This window comes from Sphingobium scionense (assembly GCF_014197035.1).
Lineage (GTDB): Bacteria > Pseudomonadota > Alphaproteobacteria > Sphingomonadales > Sphingomonadaceae > Sphingobium > Sphingobium scionense.
Genome location: NZ_JACIEU010000047.1, coordinates 1 through 19,333, shown reverse-complemented (window position 1 = coordinate 19,333; position 19,333 = coordinate 1). Strand labels below are relative to the sequence as shown.

The following is a 19,333-nucleotide window of genomic DNA, read 5'->3' as shown; positions in this document are numbered from 1 at the left end:
GATCGAGCGCGAGCGGTATATCCCCTCGCCGAAAAGGGTGTAGCCCCAGATGCCGTGCCGCAATGTCGGCATGATCGTTACGTGTTTGCGCGCGCTGGCCATAGTCGGCGAACGCATCAACATCGACGAAGAGCTGGGCGGCGAGATAGTGAAGGACCGCATCGGGGACGTCGACGTCGGGCTGCAAACCGAAGCCGGGATGCCGCATAAGCGCGATCTGCGTTGCCAGACCGAGGCGGTTGGCAGGGCGATAGCGGCGACCGACCAGTTCGAGATCCTCGGCGGCAAGGGTATAGTGGCCGACGATCGCGGTTTCGTCATGGGGGATATCGAACAGGCGACGCCTTTCTTCTCCGGTCAATAATCGCCGCCGCGCCATCCTGCCTCCATCCCGAGTCGAGAGCGACAGGCTAGCGTCAATCTGGAGTATAGCCTAACCGGACGTCAGGATGCAGCGGCGGTTTCTGTCAGGATAGGGTTATGGCAAGCATTTATTGACGCATGTTCCGCCGTGTCATAGAATTCAACCTGACATTTTGACCGGAGGCGGCGATGAAAGGCCAGAGGATCGGTTACGTCCGGGTGAGCACATTCGATCAGAATGTCGATCGCCAGTTGGACGGGCAGTCGCTCGACCGGATTTTCACCGACAAGGCATCGGGCAAGGACATCAACCGCCCCGAACTCGATGCCATGCTCGCCTTCGCCCGCGAGGGTGACACCGTCGTGGTCCACAGCATGGATCGATTGGCGCGTAATCTCGACGATCTGCGCAAACTGGTTCAGTCCCTCACCAAAAGAGGCGTCCGGATCGAGTTCGTGAAGGAAAGCCTGGCCTTCTCGGGCGAGGATTCCCCGATGGCCAACCTGATGCTCTCGGTCATGGGTGCGTTCGCCGAATTCGAGCGCGCCCTGATCCGGGAGCGGCAGCGCGAAGGCATTGCGGTCGCCAGACAACGCGGTGCTTATCGCGGGCGGAAACGTTCCCTCTCCGACGAAATGGTCGCCGAGCTGCACCGCCGTGTTGATGACGGCGAGCGCAAGGCCGTCATCGCCCGTGACCTGGGGATCAGTCGCGAAACCCTCTACCAGTATCTCCGCGCTGCCACCTGAGCCGGTTTCACCCAGCCTCGCTCACCCTTAGGCTTGTCTGATTGATACGACCAATGTCACGTCTCTTGAATTGCTTGAATCATATCAATGAGGATTGGAGGTCTCCTTCGTCAAACGAATGGCAAGAGCGCGACCGATTGCCGCTGCGGCGACTGGCTGGACGGCGCTTGGCGGAAATGGTGCAACCGAACTAGCATTGATCTCGCAAAGCGCATAGGAGCCATCGCTGATGGCTTCACCAGGGCGAAATAGGAAGTCGGCGTCCCAAAGAAGCGGAAGATCGTGGTCGGCGATCGACAGCAACCTTTGCATCTCTGGAATCCAGCGATCCTCCATCGCTTTCCGTAAGGCTGCGAAGCGCGTCACCTCCGGTCCGAACATGGCGCGGCCCATCGGCTGTGGGGTTGACGACGTTGTATCAATGGCCGTTGGCGTCATCAGCGCAGTGATCAGGTTGTGCCCAAAGCCAACCACTCGGTGCCCGCACACGTAGCAGCGGACCATGCCCTCGGACGACTGCGGCTGATAAGCCTGATCGATCAGCACGCCGCCGTCGTTTAGAAACGGCACCCACCTTTCCAAGCACTCGGCTAGGCTGATGCGCTCCGATTTGCTTCCTTGGCGGGCCTCTTGAACTTTCACCGACGTTTTCAAAGCCGGAGCGTTTCCCGCTTCGTCTAGTTGGACACGCCATACATTCCTGCCGCCGTTGCCGTAGTTCGGCTTCAGCACGCGCGGGCCTGCGGCAAGATGTTCGGGGAAACGAGCGCGAAGGCCTTCAGCGTCCACGTATCGATCGACATCGCTGCCCCATTCCATGGATCGCGTTGTGTAGAGCACTTCCTTGACGCCGATTTTGGCGATCACGTCAGGATGCGCGCTGACGACAACGCCGCACGCCGCGACTTCGCGCAGCATCGGGTCGAGCACCGAGCGGTCGCCTGAAATGTCCAACGGATTCACCCAGACCAGCACCGCGTCGAACGACAGCAACTCGTCACGAATGTCGCGAACCGCTTCGTCTCTGTACAGTACAGGCCTTGTGGTCGCCCCGAACGACCGCAAGGCTTGAACGATCGGCCACTGCCGAGCTTCATGAAAGCGATGCGTCCACTCGGCCGCTTGTCCGCGCCAAAGAAGAGCGATGTTCGGGCCGGATGTCACTGTTGCATCTCCCATCGGACCTGCCCCCTTTGTGGTCGCCAACTCAGGTGTCGCGCAGAAGTGGGTGTTGATCCTCGGCGGACGGGTCAGCCGCCGCCGCGCAAAGCCGCGGCATAGCGGCGGTCGACCACTTCCCAGTCGATGTTGCGGAAGAAGGCGTCGACGTATTTGGCGGCGGCGGTGCCGTAATCCATGTGAAAACTATGCTCGTACATATCGAGCGCCAGCAGCGGCACGCCGGCGATTGCGCCGTGCATATGATCCCACGCCCAATGGTTGTGCAGCGAGCGGGTGTGGAGATTGTAGACGAGCACGCACCAACCTGATCCGCCGGCAAGACTCATGCCGGTGCGGCGGAAGTCGGTCTCCCAGCGGTCGAACGAGCCGAACGCCGCGCCCAGCGCGTCGCGGATCGAGCCGGCTGCTTGACCGTTGCCGCCCAGCCCGTCGAAATAGATTTCATGGAGCACGACCGAGCCGGTGCGGTGCAGCTCCTCGCGCTTGAGGCCGCCATAGACCACCGGCGGTAGGTCCGGGTCAGCGAGCGCGGCGGCAAGGCGTGTTTCGATCATATTCAACGCCTTGACCGAGCCGGCATAATTGTTCTCGTGGTGCGATGTGATCAGCCTTTCGGAGAGGCCGTGGAGCCTGGCGGGATCGAACCTGAGCGGCTTGATCTGATGATTGCCGGCGAATGCGAGGACATTCGTCGGCGCTGCGGTCGGCGTCTGCGCCGAGGCTTCGTTCATAGTCATGGCTGCGGCTCCAATGCCAAGAGTTGCGATTGCACTGCGTCGGGAAAATTGGTCGATCGTCACACGTCACTCCCTTCAGATGATCATTACATATGCGGCCCCGAGGACGGAGCAGACGCCGAGCACCGGCAGCATGCCGGCCTTGAACCGGAACATGGCGAGGATCGCACCCACCGCCAGCGCTAACGCGGGCCAGTCGACGGACGTCAGGACTGGGAGATCGATGGCGCCGGCCGCGAACGGCACTTCGCGGACTTGCCCGAACAAGGTGTGAATCCCGAACCAGACTGCCAGATTGAGAATGACACCCACCACTGCGGCGGTGATCGCCGAAAGCGCGGCCGACAATGCGCGGTTGCCGCGCAGGCGTTCGATGAACGGCGCGCCGGCGAAGATCCACAGGAAGCAGGGCAGGAAAGTGACCCAGGTGGTGAGAATCGCGCCCAACGTCGCGGCGATGAGCGGCGGCAGTCCGGTGGCCTCGCGGAAGGCTGCCAGAAAGCCGACGAACTGCGTCACCATGATCAGCGGCCCGGGCGTGGTCTCGGCCATGCCGAGCCCGTCGAGCATCTCGCCGGGCTGGAGCCAGCCATAGGTCTCGACTGCCTCCTGCGCGACATAGGCGAGCACCGCATAGGCGCCGCCGAAGGTCACCACCGCCATCTGGCTGAAGAAGGTGGCGATGCGGCTGAACACGTCGTCGGGGCCGAACGCGAACAGCAGCGCTGCGACCGGCCCGAGCCAGAGCAGCAGCAGGACGCCGGAGATGCGCAGCGACCAAGAGAGGTTCGGCCGGGCATGGTCGGGAAGGCCCTCGCCAAGAGCGGTGTCGCGGTCGTGGACTATCTCAGCGCCGGCGGGACCATGTCCGCCGCCGCCCCTGAATGCGGCGTAACCAGCGCGGCCACCGAAGAAGCCGATCAGCGCGGCGGCAAGCACGATCAGCGGGAAGGGCACGTCGAGCACGAAGATCGCGACGAACGCCAGCGCGGCAAAACCGCGCATGACGTTGTTCTTCAAGGCACGCGAACCCACCCGGACCACCGCCTGTAGCACCACCGCCAGCACGGCGGCCTTCAATCCGAAGAACAATCCCTCGACCAGCGGCACTTCGCCGAGCAGCACATAGACATAGCTGAGCCCTAAAATCGCGAGGAAGCCGGGCAGCACGAATAGCGCGCCCGCGACCAGGCCGCCCTTGGTCTTATGGAGCAACCAGCCAATATAGACAGCTAGCTGTTGCGCTTCAGGGCCGGGCAGCAGCATGCAATAGTTGAGCGCGTGGAGGAACCGCTCCTCGCCGATCCAGCGCTTCTCCTCGACCAGGATGCGATGCATCACCGCTATCTGGCCCGCCGGTCCGCCGAAGCTGAGCAGCGCGACCCTGATCCAGACGCGCACCGCCTCGCCAAAGCTGATGCCGTGCTCGTGCAGCGTCTCGACTGCGATTTCAGCGCGTGCGCTGGCCTCCATCTTTAGTCCTCTTTTCGCCGGGTGAAGTGAGCATAGAATCCGTCGAGCGCGGTCGATCCGCGCGCGATCCGCTCCTCGTCGTCGTCGGTGCCGGCACAGATGCCGGCGATAAGCGCGCTCACTCCCGGAGTTTCCGGGCGCTCGAACCGAGCATCGGCAATATCAAGGTCGTGAACAATTTCGCCGAGCGCCCGCAGCGCGGGGTCGGTCTCGAGACCGGTGCGGAACACCAAGGTCTCGAAGGAGCAGCGGTCGCCTTCGTGGGTGAACTCAGCGTCCGCCATGTCGAACCTCAGTTCGTCAGGCTCCGGCACATATCCTTTGCCCTCGACGAACTTGAAGCTCGCCTCGGGGTCGATGAAGCGGCGAATGAGCCAGGCGGACGCGATGCGATCGACATGGACATGGCGGCGCGTCACCCAAACGCGGCGCTTTAGCTCCGCCGGGGTCAGCTCGGGCGCACTGGGGCCGCTCACATCGGGATGTTGGTGAGAGCGGCGGTCCGCCTCGGTGATGGCGGCCTGTGCCGCCTGCCGACCATGCGCACCGAAAAAGTCGATCGCGGCGACCTCGTTCAGGCGTTTGCGCAGGCGGCCCACATCCGCCGCCGCGACATACTCGCCCTCACACAGCGCGCGCGCCTCGCGTGCCAACTCCTCATAGTCGGCGTCACGCGCAGCGTCGAACACTCCGCGCAGCTCCGCATCGCCCATGCCGCCGACAAGGCGCGCTTCGAGGATCAGCGCCTCGCCGCCATTTTCGGTGATCTCGCGATGCAGTTCTTCGAACAGCGCGCGCGTGTCCTCGCGATTGGGGAGCGCATGGACGGCGTTCTTGAGCGGCGCGGCCCCGATCGCCTGCAAACGCCGCCAGACCTTCACCCGCAAATAGGCAGGCTTAGCCGGAAGCTGCGGGATCAGGAGCAACCAAGGGGAAGCTTGTGTGTTTGTCATAGTTGTATCGTCACTAGCCTACAAGTGTAAGGGTTGCATCACAAGCCTCATGAGCATAGGACTGCTTATCCCGAAGAAAGAAACCGGAGCGCAATGTCGCGGCTCGCCGGCGGCGCGCTCGCATGACGTGAGGCTTTCCGTGTCGAGTGCGCTGATGAAGGATCAATTATGCTGAAAAAGACCATCGCCTTGGGATTCGCCAGCCTCCTGCTGGCAAGCCCGGCATGGGCAGCGCCGGACTGGTCGGCTGTCGACCGGGCGATAGGACGAGCGGGGGCCGAACAGCCGGGGGGCGTTCACCGCTACAGCTTCCCGCGTTCGGACCTGAGCGTCACGCTGGATGGGGTGACGATCAAGCCCTCCCTCGCGCTCGGTTCCTGGGCGGCGTTTCAGCCGATGGGCGACGAGGCGATGGTGATGGGCGATCTCGTGCTGACCCACGACGAGGTGAACCCCGTTTTGAGCCGCCTGCTCGCAAGCGGTTTTACGATCACCGCGCTCCACAATCACCTGCTCCGCTCTTCGCCTGCGACCATGTACATGCACATTGCCGGCCACGGCGACCCGGTGAAGCTCGCGGCCGCGCTCCGGCAAGCGCTATCAGCCAGTCGGACCCCGCTCGCCGCGCCGCAATCGCCTTCGGCCAGCGCAGCCGCATCGCGGCTCGACCTCGATGTGGCCGCGCTCAACCGGTTGATGGGCGGTGAGGGCAAGACGGCCGGTGGCATCCTCCAATACAGCTTTCCGCGCGCCGAGCGGCTGATGGACGGCGATATGGAGACTCCGCCGACGATGGGCACGGCGACCGCGATCAACTTTCAGCCAACCGGGGACGGCCGAGCCGCCATCACCGGCGATTTCGTACTTGTCGCAAACGAGGTCGATCCGGTCCTGCGCGTGCTGCGGACGAACGGGATCGAGGTCACGGCGCTGCATAATCATATGCTAAACGACGAGCCGCGGCTGTTCTTCATGCACTTCTGGGCCAACGACGACGCAGCCAAGCTCGCCCGTGGGCTGCGCGCGGCGCTCGACAGGATGAACAATCAGAGGAGTTGAACTCGGACGACGGCTCATTGGGCCGTAACCGCCGCCCGCCCGACCCCACGGCCCTTATGCAGGAAGTGGAATGGAACATGGCTAGCAAACGAACTCTCACTGTTGTCGCAGGCGTGGGCGCGGCCGCGCTGGCGATCGCGGGCGTGGCGATCGCGCAAAACCACGAGGCGAACGAAAACCGGATAATCGGCAAGCACAGCGAACGAGACATCCCGCTTGCTCAGGTGCCCGAGGCCGCGATGAACGCGGCACGCGCGCAACTCGCGTCAATAAGCAAAGCGGAGCAAGTCACCCGAAAGGCGGACGGAAGCACGCTCTATGAAATCAAGGGCAAGAACAGCGACGGAAAGACGATCGAACTGTTCGTCACGCCCGAAGGCCAGGTGCTCGGCCGCGAATGATGGATCAGCACGGGGCGCCGGCCGTCGAGGGCCGTGCGCCCCTTCCGAAATGATACTGCGGAATAGGAGACGAAAATGCGGCCAAGACGATGGATATTGTTATGCGCCGCTTTGGCCGCCCTGCCTGATAGTGCGATCGGCCAAACCGAACCCGCGTCGGCGACGGGCTCGGCGTTGTTCGTAAGCTGTCAAGCGAATGAGCCGCGATGCGGCGCTTACCTCCAAGGCGTGCTCGACATGATGATCGTCGCGCGAAAAGCGGAATGCCGCGCTCCACGCTATGACCGATCGGCGCTGCGCGCGGCATATTTACGCTGGGCGGAGCAGAATAGCTATTTTATGAGTGTTCATATGGTGGCCGGAGCTGAACGCTCGTTAGCGAAGGCTTGGCCATGTCAGTAGCATCGTACCCCGCGGCGTAGCCTGCCCGGCGGCTGCCTTTGAGGGCAGGCGGAGCGTCCGCCTGGCGGTGAATTCCGCCAGCTCAACGATCCCATGTCGCGCCTCAAGCTCGCTAATTAGCCGATGTTCGCATTATGTCTGCCAAATCGTTGTCTGGCGCACAAACCTTGAGGTGACGCCTCAAACAGCGCCGCGACGGTGCGCTGCGTATCACCAGCAGCCAGTCTCTCCAGTGCCTCGGACTGCTGGTGAGGGGTGAGAGCCGCCTTGCGACCGAATTTGACACCACGCGCTCTTGCCTGGACACGCCCTGCGGCGGTGCGCTCGGTGATGCGCTCCCGCTCCCAACTGGCTGCGATCCCCAACACCGCGATTATTACCTCTGCAAATTGGGAAGTCGTATCAACCATCGGCTCGGCCAATGATCGGAAGCCAGCCCCGGCCTCCTTCACTGCATGGAGGATATTCAACAGATCGCGGGTGTTGCGGGCAAGGCGGTCTGTTGCCGTCACCATCAGCACGTCGCCATCATCTAGTGCGCCGATCGCGCGCTTGAGCTGGGGACGCTCGGCATTCGCTCCGCTAATCTTCTCGCGGTAGATTTTCACGCACCCAGCATCGGTGAGCTGGGCGATCTGCTGGGCCAAGTCCTGGCCGGTGGTTGAGACGCGCGCATAGCCGTAGATCATAGCCAAAATGGTGCATCAGATTTTTGCATCAGGAAAGAGGCCGGATTCCTGTGGGTTTCAATCTGATGCAAAACTTGTAACTTTCGGATCAACCCTACTGAATCAGGTCTCCTGGGTCCGGCCCTTCGTCCTCATGATCTTCCATCTCGGAAACCTCGCCCGCTGCAATTAGATCAGCCAACCTTACAGCACCGCGAACCAGAGAACTCTTAATCTGTGCCGTAAAGGCCGATCTCTGGGGCGGGTCTTTATACATGATGGCATTTTGCAAGTTTGTGTGGCTTGTGCCTTCTACATTAACAAGCACAGGCTTAAACTCACCTGGCCTATCCGCATCGGCTTCTAAGCGATAAGTCATAAATATGATATTGACCTGCGGGTCATTCTTAACATCGCTAGTTTTCATAAATGCCGCGCGGCCTAGTATATATTGATATACTTGCTCAGGAATAACCGCGACGATTTTCGATTTCCAATGGTGATGGAAATAGCCTTTTCGGATGAGTTGGGTAATATAACGCTTGTATACGTTGTCCCAATTGAATCCGTATGTCGGCTTTTTCTCTAGATCTTCTCCAGCTCGCAAAGCCTGATAAGCAGGAAAAACAGATCCAGTAATATCAATGGCCTGAAGCTCTACCGACAGGAATTGGTCGATTTCCTTATCACTCTTGACGTCTGCGATAACGAAATCGACATTCCCGAAGCCCTCCATTTTGACTTCGCGGGCGATCTGCGGATCAGTAGGCTTCTCACCCGGCCAGCAATGTTCGATGACCTCTGTCAGAAAATCGACAGCGTAGAATCGCTTCGGACAGACGAAAATCAACTCTGGCCCTTGGGTCGATTTCCGGGGTGCAGGCTTCCAAAGACTGCACACGGGATAAGGCTCGCTGGGGAGTTGTGTGCTGCGCTTAGGGCATCGCGACTGAATGTACGGGCACTCGAAATCGGCGGCAGCAGGATCGACACCCTTTGCCGCCCGCCGACCTAATACCTCTCCAACAATCGACTCAGGTTCAAACGGCAATCGGGAGTTCCTCACGCAGGCTGGCTTTCACCTGCTTAGAGGCCATCCCTGCCGTATCCGCAAGAAGTAGTGCTTCGGCAACGCACTTCCCGAGTAGAGGCGGGACCGCATTACCGACCTGCACATATTGCTCTGTGCTGTTACCCTTGAACGTGAAGAAATCAGGGAATGATTGTAGCCTTGCTGCCTCGCGAACCGTGAACGAACGATCTTGGACGGGGTGAATATAGGCCCCCCAATGCACATCGCACTTGGTCAATACTGTGCATGACAGGTCTGTTTTTTTGGGTCGACCATATCGCTTGGTATGATCGCTACGCTTGGCCAACTTCATGCCTGCGGGCAACAGGTCGATCGGTATGTCCCGCCATGATCCCCCAGCGGGAATATGTCGCATCCGCTCCTGGTTGATCCGCGATAGCTTAGATGCGGAATGGTTCTGCACGATAGTGCAGTCCCCTCTCAACAAAGCCTGATAGCTGTTTTGAGGCCGTTTTCCGTATGGTCGCGGCCCTGCACGATCGCCGTTTTCCAACTTAGGAAGATCGGAAATAGCATCCCAAACTGTCACGAAGGGCAACAAGCCTGGGCCATGTGTTTGTTCGGGGAACAAGATTGGCGCATCGGTGCGCGTGGCAATGAAAAACACGCGCCTGCGCTCTTGGGGCACCCCATATTCTTCGGCGCGGAGTACCTTCATATCGACGCGATAGCCGAGGCTTTTCATACCCTCGAATATCTCATGCACGATGCCGCCCCCGCCGATCGACGTGATGCCGGTTACGTTCTCCATCACGATCCAACGCGGCTGAATGCCCTTCACGATCCGAAGATACTCGCGAAACAAGCCTGCGCGTGGGTCATTGACGCCTCGCTGGTGATTATAAACCGAATAGCCCTGGCACGGAGGACCACCGACGATCACGTCGATTTCACCCTTCTTGACGCCAGCAGCCTTTAAGAGCTGCTGTGCTGTAACGTCTTGGATCGGCCCGCCAATGAACTTGGCTTCTGGGTGGGTCGCGGAAAATGTCTCGCCTGCCCGGTCGTCATAATCCTGTCCCGCTAAGACGTGGAAACCCGCTTGCCGAAACCCCTCGGAAAGGCCACCGGCTCCGCAGAAAAGATCGATGACGGTCATGTTATGGCGCGATTTCATCGGCTCCCCCTACGCTTCAATCCTGTCAGGGGAAGCGGCAGTTGCTGCTCATCCCCATCAGTACGCTCGATCAACGAGCTGATCGCATGACGGCCAAGCCATGCCTTCGACACCTTCGACCGAGCCGCAAGCCGATCGAAAGCGGCATATTCATCTTCGGACAGATTAACGGTGATCCGGTTTTTCGACGGCATAAGTTGCCTCACTTTGCCGCAAAGTGCAGCACCTTGCATCTCTATGCCTCCGGTTCAACGCTTAGTCAATTTCAAGTTTATTCTCTTTTTGTTCTCATAAAAAGCCTGCAAATGCAATGCTTTCTGGAGGTAAATCTGATACAAATGTCGTCGCTATGACCATCATACCGATCGACCTTCCCGCGCTCCGCGCCCAGGTGCGTGCTATGGACTATGTACGCGGCACCGCTGCCGAAATGGAACAATGGCGCGAGGCCAACGCCGAGGCGTGCGCCAATCTGGCGATCGAGGGCATGGACCTGACCATCGAGGAGCACGCCATGCTGGCGATGTTCATGGAAGAAGGCGTGCCGCCCTCGCTGGTGCCGCAAATCATCCTGAGCCTTTACGGCAAAGGATCTACCTCGACCGCTCCCGCTCCCGCTCCTGCTTCCGCTCGACCCTGATCCGTTTCCCCAGCATTTCCTCGTGGATCGGTTCGACCACGACCTTGGACACCCCGCCCTCATCCCGGCTTTTCAGCGGATCGAACACCCGGCCCTTGTCGAGCTGATCCGCGATCCAATCATGTGCCCGCGCCACATCAGCGGCAATGACAGCAGGATCGTTTCTATTCAAAGTCTCTGCCAGATGCTTGGCGAGGCGATAATGCCGGTATGCATTCTGTAATTCAGGATCGGCGTCGGCCTCCGGGCCTGTCGCAATGCGGAATCGCGCGCCAAGCGACACTGGCGCGCCCTTCGGGGCCGCGCTGGCCTGGTCGCCGGTCAACCGGTCGATCGCCTCGGCCATGACGCCGAGCTGCCCCTGCATGGCTTCGACTTGGGCGGCCAGATTCTCGACCGCCGCCAGCACCGCGCGCTGGGTCGCCAGCAGCGCCATTACCGGATCGTCGCCGTCATCCTCGCTCATCGCTCTATGTCCCTGTCCTGCTCACGATCGCGCCGCCGCTCGCGTTCTAGCGGATCGTGCTTCCCGATCTTGTCGAGCCGCCCCGCAATGCGCTCGGCCGCGCTGCCTGGCTCCGGCCCATCCCGATCGCGTTCGCCACGCTGTGCGGTCGCCTCCGCGATCCGCTCGGCCGCCCCGCGATCGGCGGCTTGGTCCTGACGGCCCCATGCCGCGCCCAGGCGATCACGTAGGCCCTGCGCCATGCCCTTGGCCTTGTCGCCCAGGTTGCGCATTGTCTCCGCGATCCTGGCGCTGATTTCGCGCAGCTGCTGGGTCAGCTCGCGCCGCTCCTGATTGCGTGCCCGCACCGCCCGTTGTTCGTCCCCGCGCTCGGTGGACGTGCCCTTGCGCTCCATCGCCACCGCCGCCAGCGGCACCTTGCCCATCGGCTCGCGGTCGAGGTCGCTTTCCCTTTCCGCGTCTCCCCGATCGCGGGCAGCCTCGCGCTGATCCTTGAGCGACCGATGATCGATGCGCTCATCGCACCCCGCCCGTTCCAGCGCCTGGTTGGCATGGTCCGCCCATGCCGCCCGCCACCCCTCAAGCCGTTCGCTGGCGTTCCAATCGCGGTTCTTCTTGCCGAACCCTTCGCCGGTCAGGTCGCGCATCGTCAGCATGACATGCGCGTGCGGCTGCTCCTGCCCGTCGGCCGAATGGCCCCGATGCAGCGACACGTCCGCAATCATCCCCTGCGACACGAAATGCTCGCGCACATATCCCTCGACCAGTGCCCGCCGATCTTCCGCGCCCAATTCACGTGGAAGGGAGATTTCGACCTCGCGGGCCAGCTGGGCGTCCTTGCGCTTCTCGACCGCCTCGACGCCGTTCCACAGGCGCGAGCGATCGAGCATCCAGTCCGGCGTGCGATCGGGGGCCATGATCTCCCGATGCTCGATGTCCGACTTGCGCGTGTAGTCGTGGCATTTGCCCAGGCGCTCGTCGGTCAGCCGCTCGCCTGACCGGTAGGCGGCGGCAGCGACCGCGCTGCGCCCGCTGGCCCGCGAGATGACTTTGACAGAGCAATGGTAGATCGCCACGGACCGCGCGCCTTCTAACTTCCTTCACTTAAGGGGGAAGCCGTCCGGCGGGGGCAAAGCCCCCACGAGGACCACGCACATCGCGCAGCGATGTATAAGCGTGCCCTTATCTTCGCTAAGGTAGCCTTGTTGCGATCCTCTTGCTATAGCGAACTGACAAGGAGGACCGCTATGGCGCGCACGCCCGTTGAAGAACGCCTTGAGAAAATGCGCGAAGACGAGCGCAAACTACGCGAGCGACGAAAGGCTCTTGAGGCACGGCTTTCCGCTGAACGCCGCAAGGCTGAAACCCGCGAGCGCATCATGCTGGGCGCGTTTATCCTTCACCACATAGACGAGGATACGCCCACGGGTCGCCAGCTCGCCCCGCTCCTGCAACGCGAACTGCCGATGTTCCTGACCCGCGAGCGCGATCATGCCCTTTTGCAGCCGCTGCTCGCTCGCCTGAAGAACCTCGAACGTGGACGGGAGGAACAATGAGCGGGCCGATCGTCGGGGAAGACAATAACGGTGGCTGCTGTCTAGCTGTCGTCGGTAGCCTGGCTGTCCTGCTCGGCACGTCCTGGCTGCTCGAAAAGGTGCTACCGACCGCGATCGCCAGCACCATTGCCTGGGTCGCGCTCGTCGTCTTCCTCGTCCTGGTCTGGAAGTTTGCCTTCAAGGGCCGCCGCAACGCGCTGCTCGGCTCGGCCGCCTTCGGTGGAATCGATGAGGTGCGCGCCCTCGCGAGCAACAAGGGCGATCTTCTGATTGGTCGATCCTTCAGGACCGGCAAGCTGCTGCGCTATGACGGCCCCGCCCATCTCCTGACCATGGCCCCCACGCGCAGCGGCAAGGGTGTGGGCACCATCATTCCCAACCTGCTGATCATCGACCGCTCGGTGATCTGCATCGACCCCAAGGGCGAGAACGCCCGCGTCACTGCTCGCACCCGCGCCACCAAGGGCAAGGTGTGGTGCCTCGATCCCTTCGGCGTCTCCGGGCAACCCGCCGCCCGCTATAATCCGCTCGACCGGCTCGACCCGGAAAGCCTCGATCTGGCCGAGGACGCCATGACGCTGGCCGATGCCCTAGTCCACGATTCCGCAGGGCAAGGCGGCGAGGCCCATTGGAACGAGGAAGCCAAGGCGCTGATTGCGGGCCTGATCCTCTATGCCGTGGTCCACGAGGATCGCGAGCATCGCACCCTGGCGACGGTGCGCGACTATCTCACGCTCGCCCCCAAGGACTTTGCCGATCTGCTCGTCCTGATGCAGGACAGCCGCGGCGCCGGCGGCCTCATCGCCCGCGCCGGCAATCGCCACCTCGGTAAGTCCGACCGCGAGGCCGCAGGGGTGTTGTCCTCGGCCCAGCGCCATACCCATTTTCTCGATAGCCCCCGCATCGTCGCCAGCACTTCGGCCTCCGACTTCACTTTTGCAGGGTTGAAGGAGGGGGTTTCCACGGTGTTTCTGTGCCTGCCCCCTGACCGGCTCGATGCCTATTCCCGCTGGCTGCGCCTGCTGGTCGCCCAGGCGCTCACCGACATGGCGCGTTCGCCGGTCAAACCGGCGCGGCCCGTCCTGTTCCTGCTCGATGAGTTTGCTGCCCTAGGCAGACTCGAACCCGTCGAGCGGGCGATGGGCCTGATGGCCGGATACGGGTTGCAGCTCTGGCCGATCTTGCAGGACATGCACCAGTTGCGCGCCCTCTATGGCGAGCGTGCAGGCACCTTCCTGTCGAATGCCGGGGTGTTGCAGGCGTTCGGGGTGAACGACCATGCGACCGCCGAACTGCTGTCCAAGTCGATGGGACAGGAAACCCTCGAATTTCGCACGGCGGGCTACTCCGAGACCCATGGCAGCATTTTTGAGCGTAGTAAGCATACCCGCTCGACCAGCACCCAGGTCAGCGCCCGCAACCTCATGAACCCCGACGAAATCATGCGCATGGGGCCGGACGAACAGCTGCTGATGATCCAGGGCAAAGACCCCCTCCGGGTCCAGAAAATCCGATATTACGATCAGCGCGAGTTCGCGGGGCTGGCTGATCCTGCCTGAGACGGCCCTAGGAGACGCGATCCGCACGATAGCCCCCCCGCAGCGCATACCCTTCGGCGGTTCCTCCTAACCGTCTCTGTGCCCTCCACAGGGACTAACAGGGCGATAGCGCACCTGACTTCGCCGTGCTTCTCCCCTGGGAAGCCTGCGGCCGGTAGGCCGCCTTGTGACGGCGAAGCCGTCGCACATCAAAGGCGCATTGGCCGAAAGGCCAATTCCATATTCCTCGTCCTTTAGAGCGGCATTCTCTTCGCGCGCCCGCGTTGATTCTAGATTCTGGGATTCTATGATTCAGGGGGTGTCAAACACATTGAATATAAAGGCATATTCCGGACTTTCATGAGGAATGGGGTGGAGCATCATGAGAAATGGGGTGCCCTATTGTGAGTTTTGGGGTGGGGGTATCATGAGAAATGGGGTGCGTGAGATGAGAGCAATTTGTCTCTCATCTCATAATACCTTGACCTTGCCCGCCCCTCGCCCGAATGTCCGATTATGGACGGGACAGCCGACACAACTGGCCGCACGATGGAAGTGGCACGGATCGAGAAGGAACGCGGTTCCGACACGATAGTGCAGCCGCGCGAACTGGTGGAAGTCCGCTATGCGAGGGGGGTTTCCCTGAGCCTGTCAGCGCGCAAGGTCTTTGCCTTGATGATGCACCAGGCCGCTGGCGATGCCTGGCGCGACCAGGAACACAGAATCGCCAAGCGCATGTTGCGCGGCTCCCACAATTCCAACGATCGCCTTACCGAGACGATTGACGAGCTGATGGGCATCTTCTTCGCAATGCCCGACAAGGTGGACGGCGACCACGGGCGGCGCACCTTCCAGATGATCGAAGAGACGTTTGAGGGAGGGGAGCAGGGGTGGTTGATCTACCGTTTCACCCGGCGTGCGCGCGACCTTCTGAAAGACAGCGAAGCCTACGCCCTCCTGCATCGGGCAACGGTGCTGGCCTTCGACAGCAAATATGCGCTCGAACTATACCAGCTCGGAGCCTTGCTCTACCGACGAGACGTGCCGATCTGGCGCGGCGATGTGGAAACCCTGCGCGCCAAGCTGGGCGTTCCAGAGGGGGCTTATAGCTCGTTCGCTGACTTACGGCGTTTCGTCCTCGATGCCGCGACGGCCGAAATCAATCAGCTTGTCCCACAATTCTCCGTGGCGTGGGACGTTGCAAAAAGGCGGGGCCGCAAGGTCATCGAGGTCGCAATAACCTTCCGCCGCAAACCACCAATCGCAGCGGTTGCCGCCGAAGAAGAAAACGAGCGACATCGCGCCGGTCGCCGCGCCCGTCGAGATGGGACGGCAGAGACGATAATGGACCCCAGTGCGATCATCGCAGCGACCGCTGCAAATCTGGGTGTGTCCGATGTTTTACGCTGGCCTGCCGACGATCAGGTGACGGAATTTGGCGCGGTCGAGTTGCATGCGATCGGCGTCACCTATGGTGGAGGACACGCGGTTCAGCGATTGGCGGATCAATATGCGCGAGTGCGAGCCGACAAGCGGCGTCAGCTCCGAGGCGATGCTCTGCGTGAAGACTGGACGACTTGGGTAAGGGGTTGCGCGGAAAAATGGAGTAAACCCTAGTGGTTGTCGCTCTTTGGGTTTCACGATACCCTATAGAAACAGGGATACGTTCCCGGTTGGAAACGGGGGAATAAAGCATGGCAACCGTCTCGATGACGAAAGGGGCCGAACTGGCCGGGGTCAGCAAGGGGACCGTCTCAAAAGCTCTTAAATCTGGTCGTCTTAGCTATGCTGAGAAGACCGATAACGGCTACCTCATAGACACTTCCGAACTATTCCGGGTGTTCCCCCCGAAACAGAAAGAAACGGTTGCCGAGTCCCGCTCCGAAACCCCTTCTGGAAACAGCGAAACCCCAATAAATTCAGGGGGGTTGCAACGTGAGATTGAACTGTTGCGTGAACAGTTGCAGGACCGCGATAGCGTAGTTGCCGATCTACGGCAGAGGCTCGACAAATCAGAGGATGAGCGGCGAGAGGCGCAGGCGCGGGTGATAGGATTGCTGACCGGCCCGGAGCCTGCGGAATCCAAGCGCGGCTTTTTTGGTCGGTTGTTCGGCAAGGCAGATGATTGATCTGCGCGCAGCTCGCTATCGTCCGACGAGCCGCGATATCGTTGCCTGACTGACGTCAAAGGCGTCACCTCAAGGTTTGTGCGCCAGACAACGATTTGGCGGACATAATGAGAACACTGGCTATGCCACGAGTTTGAGGCGGGCCATGGGATCGTTGAGGGTGCGGAACTCGCCAGGGGAGAGCCGGTTTGCCCTTTGCCACAGATAGTCGCCGGTCAAACTGATATGCACCCAGCCCATCGGCGAGAGATGGGCAAGCAGCGCATCATCGAAGGTGCCGCCGGATGATTGGAGATGCTGGGCGGCCCTGTCCATATAGACGGTGTTCCAGTAAGAAATCGCCGCGATCAGCAGATTGAGGCCCGATGCCCGATATTCCTGATTCTCGATCGAGCGATCGGTGAACCGCCCCTGTCGGTTGGTGTAGATCGCGGCGGCAAGGGTATGACGTGCTTCGCCTTTATTGAGGCCGGCCTGGCAGGCGCGACGCAAGTCGGGCTGTTCAAGCCAGTCGAGCGCAAATAGCGTCCGCTCGATGCGGCCGAGTTCGGCCAGCGCAAAATCCAGCCTGTTCTGGCGCTTGTAGGCGGCCAGCTTGCGCAGGATCGCGGAGGGCGCAACGGCTCCTTCCTTAATGGAGGCGACGATCCTGACGATGTCATCCCAATCGGCTTCGATCGCCGCCGTCTTGATCGTGCGGCCCATGAGGCTTTCGATGCCTTTGTAGGTCGAAGGCGCGGCGATCGAGCCGAGTTTCCGGTCGGCGATGTCGCGCAGACGGGGCACGAACCGGAAGCCGAGAAGATGGCAAAGGGCAAAGACATGGTCCGTCGCGCCGCCGGTATCAGTGTAATGCTCATGCAGCGGTAGCGCGCCGGCGCCGAGCATCAGGCCATCCAGCACGTAGGGGGCCTCGCCGGCGGTGGCCGACATGATCCGCGATCCGAACGAGGCAAAATGATCGGACAGGTGGGAGTAGATCTTCAGGCCCGGCTCGCTGCCATATTTCGCATTGATGTCGGCCGCCGCCGATCGGTTGCGGCCCGAGCGGAAGAACTGCCCATCGGAGGATGAACTAGTGCCGGCTCCCCAATGGCGCGTGAAAGGAAGATCATGGTGCGCGGCAACGATCATCCCCAACGCGGCCTGATAGTTTTCGGGCGACAAATACCAGTTGTGGGTCCAGGCAAGCTGGGCGTAGCTCACCCCGTCGCTGGCGTTGGCCATGCGCTCTAGACCCAGATTCGATCCATCAGCGAGAATGGCGGCGAGGATCGCGTGCGGGTTGTCATGCTCCTTGCCGGACCGAAGATCGCGAAATGCGCTCAGGAACCCGGTGCGCTCGGCCACCTCGACCAGGAGTTCGGTGATCCGCACGCGCGGAAGCAAGGCGTCGAGCCTGCGATCGAGAGCCTCCGCCTCGGGTGGAGTGATCGCCGGCATGGGTTGCAGCTTGAGCCGGTCGCGTTCGAGCGCCACGCCCGCGAGCCTGTTCGCCTTGAGTTGCTTGGCGAAACGGCGCAGCCGCCAGTCGAGCGTCCTTGCCCGCTCCTCCAGATAGGCGGCCGCATCGGTCTGGAATGGCAGGCTGTCGGCCACCTTATCGGCATCGCGTCGACTCAGCAAATAGGTGTCGAAGCGGCGATAATTGCGGGTTCCTTCGACCCATATGTCGCCGGCGCGCAACCGATCGCGCAGCGTGGCCATGATGGCCGTCTCGTATCGCCGGCGATCGACCTGGCCACCTTCGGTGATGAGGCGCTTCCACTGCCGGTTGGCGAATGGGAGCGGAACGCCCTCGGGCAGGCTGCGGGCCTTGCGGGCATTGGTATCGCGGATGACCTCGATGGCCTTGACCAGTTGCGATCCGCTCCCCGATGCCTTGAACGTGAATGTATCGAGGAAAGCCGGGCTGAACCGCCGCAGCGTCGCATAGCGACCAGTCGCCGCGACAAGCGCATCTTCGCCCGCCAGCTCGGCCAGCGCATCGACCTGCGATTTGGCTGCGACCAGTCTGTGCCAGCCTACCGCTTCGTCGATCAGTTCGAGCGGATTACCGCCATGTTCGACCGCCTCTCCCAGCGCGGCGATCGTCGCGCCGAACAGCCGCATAAGTTCGCCGACCGAGCGGATGCTGTCCTGATAGCGCCTTTCCCGCCCGCGCCGCGCCCGTGTGAACAGGCTTCCGACAAGCCTGTCGAACATCTGGATCGCACCATCGGCGAGCCTGGCATCGAGGTCGATGACCGCCGCGATCAGCGTCGCGCGGCGCCTGTTAAGGCTATAATCGGAGAGCAGGAACGCCGGCGCAACGCCACCTTCGCGCATGAACTGCGCGAACCGGAAGTCGGGGATTTTCGCGCCGATCGCCGGGTCGATGCCGATTCCGCGCACATAGCTTAGCCGTTCCAGCAGCCCGTTGATGTTCGCCGTGGTGGGCGCTTCCTCGAAATTGCGCAGCCAGGCCAGCGGCGTCATGCCGAAGTCGCTGTTGTTGACGATCAGATCATCGATCCGCGCCAGTTCGGCATGACCCAGGCTTTCGACAATGAGCGCCGCCGCGGCTTTGCGGGCGCGTGCCCTGCCGGCGAGGCCCGCACGTTCGAGCGTGTCTGCCGATGGAAGAATGAAGCGTTCCTGCTTCAGCCCCTCCATCAATGCGCGGACAATAGGTTCGCCCCGATCGGTCCGCTCCGCAGCTCTTGCGGCGAGATCGAGCGCGAGCGGTATATCCCCTCGCCGAAAAGGGTGTAGCCCCAGATGCCGTGCCGCAATGTCGGCATGATCGTTACGTGTTTGCGCGCGC

The 19,333-nt window shown here is 61.6% G+C and carries 21 protein-coding genes; 9 read left to right on the top strand and 12 right to left on the bottom strand.

The genetic code is table 11. The features are described from left to right. On the bottom strand, window positions 1–361 hold a 361-nt coding region (locus GGQ90_RS27185), incomplete at its 3' end, for a DUF4158 domain-containing protein (protein WP_246428477.1). Window positions 362–552: 191 nt separating this feature from the next. On the opposite strand from GGQ90_RS27185, the gene GGQ90_RS27180 reads away from it, so the two are divergent. Further along, window positions 553–1,113 (top strand): recombinase family protein, encoded by a 561-nt coding sequence (locus GGQ90_RS27180; protein WP_017184234.1) that lies wholly within the window; start codon window positions 553–555, stop codon window positions 1,111–1,113. Between the two features lie 84 nt (window positions 1,114–1,197). Here GGQ90_RS27180 and GGQ90_RS27175 read toward each other — a convergent pair whose 3' ends face one another. From GGQ90_RS27175 to GGQ90_RS27160, 4 genes are all read right to left on the bottom strand, one after another. After that, window positions 1,198–2,277, bottom strand: a complete 1,080-nt coding sequence (locus GGQ90_RS27175) for a Cj0069 family protein (protein WP_171008567.1) — start codon at window positions 2,275–2,277, stop codon at window positions 1,198–1,200. 86 nt (window positions 2,278–2,363) lie between these two features. Continuing rightward, on the bottom strand, window positions 2,364–3,032 hold the full coding sequence (locus GGQ90_RS27170; protein ID WP_171007877.1) for a superoxide dismutase: 669 nt from the start codon (window positions 3,030–3,032) through the stop codon (window positions 2,364–2,366). Between the two features lie 75 nt (window positions 3,033–3,107). Then, window positions 3,108–4,505: a chromate efflux transporter gene (gene chrA, locus GGQ90_RS27165; RefSeq protein ID WP_137866684.1), complete on the bottom strand. Its 1,398-nt coding sequence runs from the start codon at window positions 4,503–4,505 to the stop codon at window positions 3,108–3,110. A gap of 2 nt (window positions 4,506–4,507) precedes the next feature. After that, window positions 4,508–5,431, bottom strand: a complete 924-nt coding sequence (locus GGQ90_RS27160) for a chromate resistance protein ChrB domain-containing protein (RefSeq protein ID WP_062342958.1) — start codon at window positions 5,429–5,431, stop codon at window positions 4,508–4,510. A gap of 195 nt (window positions 5,432–5,626) precedes the next feature. Here GGQ90_RS27160 and GGQ90_RS27155 point away from each other — a divergent pair, with 195 nt between their 5' ends. The 3 genes from GGQ90_RS27155 (at window position 5,627) to GGQ90_RS30060 (ending at window position 7,320) form a co-directional block, all read left to right on the top strand. Then, a complete protein-coding gene (locus tag GGQ90_RS27155) occupies window positions 5,627–6,517 on the top strand; it encodes a DUF1259 domain-containing protein (RefSeq protein WP_008603797.1) in 891 nt (296 codons plus the stop codon). Between the two features lie 113 nt (window positions 6,518–6,630). Further along, entirely contained in the window at window positions 6,631–6,918 is a 288-nt protein-coding gene (locus tag GGQ90_RS27150) for a hypothetical protein (protein WP_008603796.1), read from the top strand. A gap of 75 nt (window positions 6,919–6,993) precedes the next feature. Further along, on the top strand, window positions 6,994–7,320 hold the full coding sequence (locus GGQ90_RS30060) for a Rap1a/Tai family immunity protein (RefSeq protein ID WP_223178489.1): 327 nt from the start codon (window positions 6,994–6,996) through the stop codon (window positions 7,318–7,320). A 116-nt stretch (window positions 7,321–7,436) separates the two neighbouring features. On the opposite strand, the gene GGQ90_RS27145 is transcribed toward GGQ90_RS30060, so the two are convergent. The 4 genes from GGQ90_RS27145 to GGQ90_RS27130 all read right to left on the bottom strand — a co-directional run bounded on the left by GGQ90_RS27145 (window position 7,437) and on the right by GGQ90_RS27130 (window position 10,431). Next, complete coding sequence (locus tag GGQ90_RS27145) at window positions 7,437–8,009, bottom strand: recombinase family protein (RefSeq protein WP_246428476.1); 573 nt, start codon at window positions 8,007–8,009, stop codon at window positions 7,437–7,439. 94 nt (window positions 8,010–8,103) lie between these two features. Then, window positions 8,104–9,039 carry a NotI family restriction endonuclease gene (locus tag GGQ90_RS27140; RefSeq protein ID WP_158230102.1) on the bottom strand — a complete coding sequence of 312 codons (936 nt, stop codon included), beginning with the start codon at window positions 9,037–9,039 and terminating at the stop codon, window positions 8,104–8,106. Further along, a complete protein-coding gene (locus tag GGQ90_RS27135; protein WP_051132691.1) occupies window positions 9,029–10,180 on the bottom strand; it encodes a DNA cytosine methyltransferase in 1,152 nt (383 codons plus the stop codon). Before GGQ90_RS27135 ends, GGQ90_RS27140 begins: the two co-directional genes overlap by 11 nt. A gap of 14 nt (window positions 10,181–10,194) precedes the next feature. Beyond that, complete coding sequence (locus GGQ90_RS27130; RefSeq protein WP_081643412.1) at window positions 10,195–10,431, bottom strand: ribbon-helix-helix domain-containing protein; 237 nt, start codon at window positions 10,429–10,431, stop codon at window positions 10,195–10,197. Between the two features lie 116 nt (window positions 10,432–10,547). Here GGQ90_RS27130 and GGQ90_RS27125 point away from each other — a divergent pair, with 116 nt between their 5' ends. Continuing rightward, complete coding sequence (locus GGQ90_RS27125) at window positions 10,548–10,838, top strand: hypothetical protein (protein WP_021316102.1); 291 nt, start codon at window positions 10,548–10,550, stop codon at window positions 10,836–10,838. Here the strand turns inward: GGQ90_RS27125 and GGQ90_RS27120 are convergent. Then, a complete protein-coding gene (locus GGQ90_RS27120; protein WP_021316103.1) occupies window positions 10,792–11,304 on the bottom strand; it encodes a hypothetical protein in 513 nt (170 codons plus the stop codon). The two genes, GGQ90_RS27125 and GGQ90_RS27120, sit on opposite strands and share 47 nt — an antisense overlap. Next, window positions 11,301–12,380, bottom strand: coding sequence for a MobQ family relaxase (gene mobQ, locus GGQ90_RS27115; protein ID WP_021316104.1), 1,080 nt, complete (start codon window positions 12,378–12,380; stop codon window positions 11,301–11,303). Before mobQ ends, GGQ90_RS27120 begins: the two co-directional genes overlap by 4 nt. 171 nt (window positions 12,381–12,551) lie before the next feature. Here mobQ and GGQ90_RS27110 point away from each other — a divergent pair, with 171 nt between their 5' ends. From GGQ90_RS27110 to GGQ90_RS27095, 4 genes are all read left to right on the top strand, one after another. Beyond that, window positions 12,552–12,860, top strand: coding sequence for a hypothetical protein (locus tag GGQ90_RS27110; RefSeq protein WP_022684617.1), 309 nt, complete (start codon window positions 12,552–12,554; stop codon window positions 12,858–12,860). After that, on the top strand, window positions 12,857–14,419 hold the full coding sequence (locus tag GGQ90_RS27105) for a type IV secretory system conjugative DNA transfer family protein (RefSeq protein ID WP_223178488.1): 1,563 nt from the start codon (window positions 12,857–12,859) through the stop codon (window positions 14,417–14,419). Before GGQ90_RS27110 ends, GGQ90_RS27105 begins: the two co-directional genes overlap by 4 nt. Window positions 14,420–14,914: 495 nt before the next feature. Beyond that, on the top strand, window positions 14,915–16,015 hold the full coding sequence (locus tag GGQ90_RS27100) for a replication initiation protein (protein WP_044663677.1): 1,101 nt from the start codon (window positions 14,915–14,917) through the stop codon (window positions 16,013–16,015). Window positions 16,016–16,092: 77 nt separating this feature from the next. Beyond that, on the top strand, window positions 16,093–16,527 hold the full coding sequence (locus GGQ90_RS27095; RefSeq protein ID WP_021316108.1) for a cell division protein ZapB: 435 nt from the start codon (window positions 16,093–16,095) through the stop codon (window positions 16,525–16,527). Window positions 16,528–16,647: 120 nt separating this feature from the next. On the opposite strand, the gene GGQ90_RS27090 is transcribed toward GGQ90_RS27095, so the two are convergent. Next, window positions 16,648–19,333 (bottom strand): Tn3 family transposase (locus GGQ90_RS27090; protein ID WP_188084480.1); only part of this gene is annotated, 2,686 nt, incomplete at its 5' end.